Source organism: Stenotrophomonas sp. 05L414_2, from assembly GCF_056397905.1.
In genome coordinates this window covers 1-9637 of sequence record NZ_JBFTOJ010000158.1, presented here as the reverse complement: position 1 = coordinate 9637, position 9637 = coordinate 1, and the positions used below count along the sequence as shown (strand labels likewise).

Genomic DNA, 9637 nt, shown 5'->3' with positions numbered 1-9637 from the left:
GCTCAGCGGCGCCGAGTTCCGGCTGCTGCGCGTGTTCCTTGACCACGCCAACCGTGTGCTCAGCCGCGACCAGCTGCTCAGCCTCACCCAGGGCCGCGATGCGGAGCTGTTCGACCGCTCGATCGACCTGCTGGTCAGCCGCGTGCGCCAGCGCCTGGGCGACGATGCGCGTGAGCCGACCTACATCAAGACCGTGCGCAGCGAAGGCTATGTGTTCAGCGTGCCGGTGCAGTTGCTGGGGCCGGAGGAATGAACGCCGCGGCGCGCCGCCTGCCGTGGCCGCGCACGCTGTCGGCGCGGCTGCTGCTGTTGCTGCTGGGTGGGCTGACTCTGGCCCATGCGCTGTCGTTCGGCCTGCTGTTCTACGAGCGCTACCAGTCCACCCGCAGCATGATGCTGCGCAACCTCGACGAGGACGTGGCCGTAAGCGTGGCCTTGCTGGAGCGCTTGCCCGCCAGCGAGCGCGAAGCGTGGGTGCCGCGTCTGGAACGGCGAACCTACCGCTATCTGCTGCGCCCGGCCGCGGCCGGCCCTGCGCCGGAGACTGATCGTGCGCGGCAGGTCACCAGCATCATCGATGACAGTCTGTGGCATCGATATCCGCTGCAGGCGCGGCAGGTCTCGCGTATGCCCGAGCGCTTCGAAGTGGAGCTGCGCCTGCACGACGGCACGCCGCTGACCATCGAGGTCACACCGTCCGGCCTGCCACTGGCACGCTGGTTACCGCTGGTGCTGATGGCGCAGCTGGCGCTGCTGCTGCTGTGCGCATGGTTGGCGGTGCGGCTGGCGATGCGGCCGTTGGCACAGCTGTCGCACGCGATGGAGCACCTGCAGCCCGGCCAGGACGGGCCGGCGCTGCCTGAAGACGGTCCCGCGGAGGTAGGCACCGCAGCAACGGCACTCAACGCACTGCAGGCCCGCATCCGGGGTCATGTCAGTGAACGCCTGCAGATCCTGGCGGCGATCTCGCACGATCTGCAGACGCCGATCACGCGGATGAAGCTGCGGGTGGAAACGCTGCCTGAAGACGCCACCCAGCAACGGCTGCTGGCCGACCTGGACCATCTGGGACAGCTGGTACGCGAAGGCGTGGCGTACGCGCGCAGCAGCCATGTGGCCAGTGGTGAGCCGGTGGCAATGGATCTGGCGGCATTCCTGTCCAGCGTGGTCGGCGATTACCAGGACGTGGGCAAGCCAGTCAGTGGTGGCGCCCCGAGCGGCCTGATCGTGCAGACGTGGCCGCAACCACTGCGGCGGGTGGTCGGCAATCTGGTCGACAACGCTTTGCGCTATGCCGGGAGCGCGGAGATTGATGCCGGTCGCGACGAGGTGGGCAGGGTGTGGATTCGGATTTCCGATCGTGGCCCCGGTATTCCCGAAGAGCAGCTGCAGGCGGTATTGGCGCCCTTCCATCGGCTGGAAAGCTCACGCAACCGGGATACCGGCGGTACCGGGCTCGGTCTGGCCATCGCCGTGCAGCTGGCGCAATCGCTCGGTGGTTCTCTACGGCTGCACAATCGCGAGGGCGGCGGTTTGCAGGCGCTGTTGCAGTTACCGGCCTGAAGTCTGGCGGGGCAGGCCATCCACGCATGGCGTGGATCTACTGCATCGTCACCGCCTTCATGACACGCTGCGGCCATGAAGGAAAGCACGCAATGACCGCAGGACGGCAGCGCTCGATGTGGGTGGCCGGTCTGTCCACGGTGGTGGAGTGGTACGACTTCACCCTGTACCTGTACTTCGCCACGGTGCTGTCGCGGGTGTTCTTCGGCGGTGGCGAAGAGGCGATGCTGGTCACCCTGGCCGGGTTCGCGGTGTCCTACCTGATGCGTCCGCTCGGTGCGCTGTGCTTCGGCCACCTGGGTGACCGGCTCGGCCGGCGCTGGATGCTGCTGGCTTCGATGGCGTTGATGGCCGCGGCCATGCTGGCCACCGCGTTGCTGCCGACCGCGGCAACTGCCGGTGCGACTGCTGGCGTGCTGTTGCTGATCCTGCGCTGCGTGATGGCCTTCTCCGTGGGCGGCGAATACACCGGCGTGGTCGCCTATCTTCTGGAAAGCGCGCCGGCGCGACGACGTGGCCTGGTCACCTCGCTGGCCTCGGCGGCCAGCGAAGTGGGCGCGTTGCTGGCGGTGGCGATCTCCGCGCTCACCGTGGCCCTGCTGCCTGCGCCGCAGCTGGACAGCTGGGGCTGGCGGATCCCGTTCTTCTTCGGCGCGGCGCTGGCACTGGTGATCCTGATCGCGCGTTCGGGCATGCACGAATCGCCGGAGTTCGAACGGCAGCGGCGCGAAGGCAGCATTCCGGCTACGCCGCTGCGGCACGTGCTGCGCAACCATCCTGGTGCGGTGGCGCGCACGTTCGCGATTTCCGCACTGGGTTCGATCACCTACTACGTGGGCATCACCTATGTGCCAGCATTCCTGCACGCACAGGGGCACGACGAAGGTGATGCGCTGTGGCTGTCGACGATTGCGGCGGTGGCGGTGATCGCGATCACCCCGCTGTGCGGGGCGCTGTCCGATCGCTTCGGGCGGCGTCCGCTGCTGCTGGGGCTGACGGTGCTGGCGGCGCTGCTGCCGCTGTCGATGTTCGGCTGGATGGCCTCTGCTGCGCCGTTGGGCATCGTGCTGGCAGCGGTGAGCCTGGCCTGTGTGGCCGGCGGTATCAGTGCGGTGGCGGCACCGGCCACGGCCGAGCAGTTCCCCGGCGAGGGCCGGGTCAGTGGTCTGGCGCTGGGGGTGACCATGGCCACCGCAGTGTTCGGCGGGGCGACGCCGTGGTTGGCGCAATGGTGGGTGGAACGCAGCGGCTGGGCGGCGGCACCGGGGGCGATGATCGCGCTGGTGGCGGTGCTGGTGCTGCCGGTGCTGTGGACGCTGCCGGAGACCGTGCCGAAGACCCGCCCCGTGTCCCGGGGCGGGCAGTGAGCGCTTAGACCTTCAGGGTCTGCTCGATGTCGGCCAGCACCGCGGCCGCATCCACGCCGATGGCGATGGACTGCAGGACATGGCCGTCCCACACGCTGGGGCCGAAACCCATGCCTTCCGGCTTGGGAATGGTCATGCCACGGGCGACGCCGTCGGTGGCCACACGCACGCTGGCGCGCTCGAACTGGAACAGCTCCGGGCGGGTCAGGGCGATGCAGGCGCAGCAGTCGTGCACGACCATGCCCTTGTGGCCGGCCTGCAGATAGAAGTCGACGTAGTCCTGCGACAGGGCGCGGACCAGTTCGGCATCGGCGCCGCCGATCGCGGCCAGCTTGTCCAGGCCGTCGCGGTTCATCTCGACGCGGGTGGTCACGTCCAGGCCGATCGCGGTGACCGGCCAGTGGGCGGTGAACACGATGTCGGCCGCTTCCGCATCGCCCCAGATGTTGGCCTCGGCCGCCGGGGTGATGTTGCCGTTGACGTGGAACGCACCGCCCATCAGTACCACGCCACGCACCAGGCCGGCGATGTCCGGGGCCTGCTGCAGGGCCAGCGCCAGGTTGGTCATGCGGCCGACCGCCACCAGGGTCACTTCACCCGGATGGGCGCGCACCAGGTCGATGATCAGCTGGTGCGCAGGACGGCTGTCGGCGGTTGCGTCCAGCGCTTCCGGCACCGGGTGGTTGCCCAGGCCGTTGTGGCCATGGATGTGTACCGGCCAGGCTTCCGGGGTGGCTTCGGGCTGCAGCGGGCCGTCGGCGCCGCGCGCGACCGGCGCGGACAGGCCCCAGGCCTGCTTCAGGTACAGCGCGTTGTGGGTGGTCGACTCCACCGAGGCATTGCCGAAGGTGGTGGTGACGCCGATCAGGTCGATCTGCGGGTGCTTGTGCAGGTACAGCAGCGCCAGCGCGTCGTCGACGCCCGGGTCGGTATCGAAAATGACTTTCAGCATGTTGTTGTTCTTCTTCTTCCGTGTGGTGCAGGGGGGCCGGCGGCCCCGAGGGCAGGCCGGCGCGCCCTACATTGTCCCATCTTCATGACAGGCAGGGCGAACCGGCGGCGGTGGTATCGTCTGCGGGCCCGAACCCGTCGCAAGGAGCTGCGCCATGCTGGCTGTGACCCTCGTCCTGATTGCCCTGGTGCTGGGGCTGAACCTGGTGGCCAGCTTCGTGGTGCTGGGCCGCGATGACCTTCCCGTCAGCAGTCGCGCCGGGCAGCTGCTGGTGGTGTGGCTGCTGCCACTGGTCGGCGCGATCGTGTGCATGGCGATGGCCACCGCCGATGGTTCGCCCGCGCGGGGCGATGGCACTGGCGGTGGCGCCTATGATTCTTCTGGTGGTTCCTCCGGCGACAGCCACAGCAGCCACAGCTACAGCAGCTCGGACTGCGGCAGCGGCGACAGCGGTGGGGGTGGTGACGGAGGCGGCTGCGGCGGCGGCGATTGAGGAGAGATTCCAGGTTGCCGGCCAGCGGCCGGCACTACCCGGACGTGACCTATCGAGGTTGCCGGCCAGGGGCCGGCACTACCGTGACCGGGCCTCGCCGGGGTAGTGCCGGCCGCTGGCCKGCAACCCCATGAACTCAGCTTCCGCCTTCGGTCGGCAATGGCGCAGGCACGTTCAACAATCCGCCGCTGGCCACATACGCAGCCAAGGCCTGGCCCTGGCTGAGCAGGTGGCGTTCCATCGTGCGTTCGGCGGCTGCAGCATCGCGCTGGCGGAAGCAGTCCATCAGTTCGCGGTGTTCGGCCAGCGACTGCGCGGTGCGGCCCGGCGCCAGCAGCTGGCGGCCGCGATGCATCTTCAGGATGCGGTGCAGGTCGTGGGTGATGCGGATCAGCCACGGGTTGCCGGCGTAATGCTGCACCGTCTCATGGATGAGGTAGTTGTTGCGGTAGTACTCGGCGATGTTGCCCTCGGCGGCCGCCGCTTCCATCGCCGCGTGCAGGTCTTCCAGCTGCTGCACGCCTGCGTCGTCGATGTGCTTGACCGCTTCATGCGCACATCGGCCTTCCAGCATCGCCATCACCGGGAACAGCTGGTTGAGGTCTTCCAGGGTAAGCCGGGTTACCCGTGCGCCGCGGCCGGCATCGATCTGCACCAGGCCTTCGGCGGCGAGCAGCTTCAGCGCTTCGCGCAGGGGCGTACGACTGATGGCCAGTTCCTCGCACAGCGCCGGTTCGTCGATCCACTCGCCCGGCGGCAGGCGGTAGTCGTAGATCCGCTCGCGCACGTGTTCGGCCACCTCCTCATACAGAGGGGCGCGCTTCTTCGGAGGACGCGGAGCGGGAGCGATGGCCATGCGGAAAGTGTAACGCCAGGTAGTGCCGGCCGCTGGCCGGCAACCCGTGATCGTTCGACGGATCCACGAGGTTGCCGGCCAGCGACCGGTACTACCGCAGGCATTTACATCCAGCCCGGCACCACGAACACCAGCCACGCCAGCAGCGGGCCAAATGCCACCACCAGGCCGCTGTAGACCAGGAAGCGGCGGAACAGCGTTTCGCGTTCTTCCTTCGCGGCCGAGGCCACCACCAGTGCGCCGTTGGTCGAGAACGGACTGACATCGACGATGGTGGAGGACACCGCCAGCGCGCATATCACGCCAGCGGCACTGAGATGACCCTGCATAAGGAACGGCACGGCCAGCGGAATGGTGGCACCCAGCACCGCCGCCGACGAGGCGAATGCGGAGACGATGCCGCCCACGTAGCAGACCAGCAGCGCGCCCAGCAGCGGGATGCCGATGCTGGAGACGCCGTGGCCGATGAAGTCCACGGCACCGGCATGTTCCAGCACGCCGATGTAGGTGACCACGCCGCAGATCAGCAGCACGGTGGACCAGCTGATGCCGTCCACCGCACCCTTCTGGCTCTGCGGCGACAGCAGGGCCAGCACCACTGCAACGGTGATCGAAACCAGGCCGACGTTGAGGTTGTAGATCAGCGCGGCCACACCCAGGCCGAGCAGGCCGATCAGGGTGAACAAGCGCTCGCGGGTCAGGCCCACCGCATCCAGTGCCACCGGATCGTTGGACAGGGTGCCACCACCGGCTGCGACCAGCGCACCGTGGCCTTCGATGGCGAACTGCCGCGACGAAGCCTGCGGGCCACCGGCCATCGCCAGCTCCGCGCTGCCCACCGTGCCCGCAGCAGTGATCGAACCGCGACGCAGCAGCGCGATGCCTCCGAAGGCGAAGAAGCAGATCGTGGCCATCATGAAGTTGAAGCCGAGGCTGGTCAGGAACACCGCCATTTCGGTGACTTCCAGGCCTGCCTTCTGCACCACGCCATTGGTGATGCTGCCGTACACGCTGATCGGCGAGAAGCCACCCGCCTGCGCGCCATGGATCACCAGCAGGCCCATCATCAACGGATTGATGTTGTACTGCTTGGCAAAGCGCAGCGCGACCGGGCCGATGATCGCAACCGCGGCCGGGCCCAGCGCGCCGAAGGCGGTCAGCACGGCGGTGATCACGAACATCACCCACGGGATGGCCACGATATGGCCGCGTACCGCTTTCACCGCCCAGTGCACCAGCAGGTCGATGGTGCCGTTCTTCTGCGCAATCGCGAACAGGTAGGTGATGCCGACCAGGGTCAGGAACAGGTCGCCCGGGAAGCCGGCGAGAACCTCCTTGCCCCCCATGTCGACCCAGAGCCCGCCGACGATGAAGGCCAGTGCGAAGGCGACGGCGCCCATGTTGATCGGCATCGCGGTGGCGACGATGAACATGATCACCAGACCGATGATCGTTGCAATTTGTGGAGTCATGCGCCCTCCCAGACACCTGATTCGCGTGTTGCACGGATGGAAGCCCGCCATCCCGGGGTATGGCCTGTTACGTACTGCGCGTTACGTACTGCTCAAACCCGTTATTGAAGCCGCTGCAGCGCGCTGCGGACCCACGCCGCCGCGCCGTCCAGGCTCTGGAATTCCTCGATCGCGCGTACCTCGCAGCACGGATAGGCCGGCGCGATCATGCGTGCCAGTGCGTTGCCCGGGCCCAGCTGCAGGAACACCCGTGCGCCGCGCTCGAAGGCCTGGCGCATCACCTGTGCCCATTCGATGGTCTGTGCCAGCTGCGCGGACAGCGTGTGCACCACCGCTGCGGTGTCGCGCACCGGCCGTGCGTCGATGCCGGCCAGCAGCGGCAGGCGCGGCGCGTGCAACGTGGTGGCCTGCAGTGCGGCGGCGAACGGTGCGACCGCCGCCGACAGCAGTGGCGTATGCGCCGGCACATGTACCGGCAGCACGCGCACCTCGGCACCCTGTGCGTGCGCGGCAGCGGCCAGCGCACGCAGTGCCGGCAGCGTGCCGCCAACGATGAAATGATCTGTGCCGTTGGCAATCGCCACGTGCGTGCCGTGGATTTCGCACAATGTCTGCACCGTCTGTCGATCCAGCCCCAGCATCGCCTGCATTCCGGCATCGACCGGACTGACGGCGTCCATGAATCGTGCACGCTGCGCCGACAGGGACAGGCAGGTGGTCACGTCGAAACTATCGGCGATGGCATGTGCCGCCAGTTCGCCGATGCTGTACCCGGCCACCACGATCGGGTCCGGCACGGCGCCGCGCAGGGCATGCCAGTGCGCGATGCTGGCGGCGCACAGCAGCGGCTGCGCCTGTGCGTTGTCGAAGCGGTCGTCGGCGGCCGCGGCCGCGAACACATCGCGCCCCAGCGCGTCGCTCGCCGCATCCAGTACCGCGCGTGCAGCGGCCATGCCGCGCACATGGTCGAACATCGCCGGATGCTGCGCACCCTGTCCGGGGCAGAGCAGGGCCAGGCTCATGCGCCCTCCTGCTGCAGCAGGAACCAGGCGCAGGCCAGCAGATCGGCACTGCCACCCGGGCTGAGCCGACGCCTCACGAACGCATCGCCGATGGACTGCAGGCGCACGCGCCAGTCCGGCGCGAAGGCGCCACCGGCGGAAAGGAATGTGGCCGCTTGTTGTTGCGCCCAGCGCAGGCCCTCGGTACCGCCGCGATGCAGCAGGTTCAGATCGTCCACCTGTGCCACCAGCTGCATCAGCGTCTGGCACAACGCGGCGTCGCGCGGCAGGCCGCTGTCCAGCGCATGGCGCAGGGCAGGCAGGGCCAGCTCGCGCAGCACCGGGTAGCCGGCGGCAGCCTGTTCGCGTACGCCGCAGACCCCATGACGCGCACGTGCGCGCTGTCCCGGGCTGTGCGGGTCCAGCGGCGCAGCGATGAGTGCGTCATTCCACTGCTGAACTGCCAGGCACACCTGCGCGCCCGACACGGCATGGCCATGCACGCGCCTGCGCTCAGCGGCGGCGGCCACCAGCAGGCCAAGGCTGAAGATCGCACCGCGATGGGTGTTGATGCCGGCGGTGGCGACCAGCATGGCCGCTTCAGCGGCAATACCGTGATCGCGCAGCACCGTGAAGGGGGCGCCCGCGGCACCGGCCCTGGCCACCGCCGTGAAGTAGTGGCGCAGGGCGAAAAGACTGCGCAGGAAAGTGCCGGCATCCATGTCGTCATGGCTGCCGCTGTCGAACGGTGTGACCAGGCCCGGCTTCGGGGCGCACGCCAGCTCGGCGTGCAGGCTGGCAATGGCCAGCCGTCCCAGGCGTGCGCTGTCGACCACCGCGTCGCGTGACGGCAACGGCTTCGGGGCGGCGATCATGCGATCGCCTCGCGCGTGGCGAACAGTGCATCACGCGCTTCCAATGCGGCTCCATCAAGGCGTTTCACCAGTACCTGGCGACTGCGGCCGGCAAGTTCGCGCCAGTTCACTGCGCCACCATCGGGCAGGCACAGCTCGCCATCAAGGCGATGCGGATGGCGGGTCTGCCATGCCAGCAACTGCGCGATCAGCGCCTCGGCCTGCGCGGCATCGGTCACCTGCCACAGCAGGTCGATGTCCGAACGCTCATGTACATAGGGCAGGGCGGTCAGCCATTGCCAGGCGAAGGCGCCGAACACACGGGCCGGCGCCAGTGCCTGCAGGTCGTGGAGTGATTCCTGCCACGGCTGTGGAACACCTGCGTCGCCTGCTGCCAGCAGCTCGCTCAACGCCGGCGGAGCGCGCATGTGCGCGACGTCGCACAGCGGTACGCGCAACGACAGGCGCTGCTTGCCTTCGGCCGGTGGCAACGGAACGCCCAATCGCAGGCGCGTATCGGCATCATCCGCGGCACGACGCGCCACCACTGCAGGGAAGCCCTGCGCGAACCAGGCGGCAAGACGCGGCTCGTGCGCGGGCAGGTCGGCCCGCCAATCGGCATCGGCCGACAGCCAGACCAGCGTGTGCCGGGCGGGCCGCTCAGGCATTGCCCTGGCTCACAGCAGTGGCTACCTGCGCAGCCAGCGTACGGCCACCCCGTTCGGCGCCCAGTGCAGCGCGATGGTCACCGTCGACGGCTGCACGCAGTGCTTCAAGCAGGTGATGCGCCAGATCGCCATCCCACAGCGATTGCACTGCGCCCATCGCCACGTAGTTCTCCACGCCCGGTGCGAACACCGGCGAGGTYAGGCTGAGCGCCTGCAGTTTTTCCAACGGTTGCTTGGTCACCCGTGCCATCGCGCGCAGATCCATCACCCGCACCTGCGCATCGGGCAGGGCATGGATGAGGTCGGCCATCAGCCCGAACGACAGGAAGCCGCCGCTGACCGATTCGCCGTAGACCAGCGTGACCAGGCGCGCGCCACGGCGGCGGGCCAGGTCCAGGGTCTGTGCGAGGT

11 protein-coding genes are annotated in these 9637 nt (G+C 68.4%); 4 read left to right on the top strand and 7 right to left on the bottom strand.

Annotated elements, in window-relative coordinates; translation table 11 throughout:
* From AC1DJN_RS17885 to AC1DJN_RS17875, 3 genes are all read left to right on the top strand, one after another.
* The coding region (locus tag AC1DJN_RS17885; RefSeq protein WP_478039646.1) for a winged helix-turn-helix domain-containing protein at positions 1–253 on the top strand (253 nt) is incomplete at its 5' end.
* Positions 250–1563: a sensor histidine kinase gene (locus AC1DJN_RS17880; protein WP_442251627.1), complete on the top strand. Its 1314-nt coding sequence runs from the start codon at positions 250–252 to the stop codon at positions 1561–1563. The genes AC1DJN_RS17885 and AC1DJN_RS17880, both read left to right, overlap by 4 nt.
* 92 nt (positions 1564–1655) lie before the next feature.
* On the top strand, positions 1656–2930 hold the full coding sequence (locus AC1DJN_RS17875) for an MFS transporter (RefSeq protein WP_033832073.1): 1275 nt from the start codon (positions 1656–1658) through the stop codon (positions 2928–2930).
* A 4-nt stretch (positions 2931–2934) separates the two neighbouring features.
* Here AC1DJN_RS17875 and AC1DJN_RS17870 read toward each other — a convergent pair whose 3' ends face one another.
* Entirely contained in the window at positions 2935–3882 is a 948-nt protein-coding gene (locus AC1DJN_RS17870) for a nucleoside hydrolase (RefSeq protein WP_032975923.1), read from the bottom strand.
* A 154-nt stretch (positions 3883–4036) separates the two neighbouring features.
* On the opposite strand from AC1DJN_RS17870, the gene AC1DJN_RS17865 reads away from it, so the two are divergent.
* On the top strand, positions 4037–4375 hold the full coding sequence (locus AC1DJN_RS17865) for a hypothetical protein (protein WP_442251628.1): 339 nt from the start codon (positions 4037–4039) through the stop codon (positions 4373–4375).
* A 136-nt stretch (positions 4376–4511) separates the two neighbouring features.
* On the opposite strand, the gene AC1DJN_RS17860 is transcribed toward AC1DJN_RS17865, so the two are convergent.
* From AC1DJN_RS17860 to AC1DJN_RS17835, 6 genes are all read right to left on the bottom strand, one after another.
* On the bottom strand, positions 4512–5231 hold the full coding sequence (locus AC1DJN_RS17860; protein ID WP_032975925.1) for a GntR family transcriptional regulator: 720 nt from the start codon (positions 5229–5231) through the stop codon (positions 4512–4514).
* Positions 5232–5335: 104 nt separating this feature from the next.
* Entirely contained in the window at positions 5336–6703 is a 1368-nt protein-coding gene (locus tag AC1DJN_RS17855) for an SLC13 family permease (protein WP_333622650.1), read from the bottom strand.
* Between the two features lie 101 nt (positions 6704–6804).
* Complete coding sequence (mdcH, locus tag AC1DJN_RS17850; RefSeq protein WP_478013565.1) at positions 6805–7725, bottom strand: malonate decarboxylase subunit epsilon; 921 nt, start codon at positions 7723–7725, stop codon at positions 6805–6807.
* A complete protein-coding gene (gene mdcB, locus AC1DJN_RS17845) occupies positions 7722–8579 on the bottom strand; it encodes a triphosphoribosyl-dephospho-CoA synthase MdcB (RefSeq protein ID WP_080149433.1) in 858 nt (285 codons plus the stop codon). The genes mdcH and mdcB overlap by 4 nt, the downstream gene beginning before the upstream one ends.
* On the bottom strand, positions 8576–9226 hold the full coding sequence (gene mdcG / locus AC1DJN_RS17840; protein ID WP_099783206.1) for a malonate decarboxylase holo-[acyl-carrier-protein] synthase: 651 nt from the start codon (positions 9224–9226) through the stop codon (positions 8576–8578). The genes mdcB and mdcG overlap by 4 nt, the downstream gene beginning before the upstream one ends.
* The coding region (locus tag AC1DJN_RS17835) for a biotin-independent malonate decarboxylase subunit gamma (protein ID WP_478039643.1) at positions 9219–9637 on the bottom strand (419 nt) is incomplete at its 5' end. The genes AC1DJN_RS17835 and mdcG, both read right to left, overlap by 8 nt.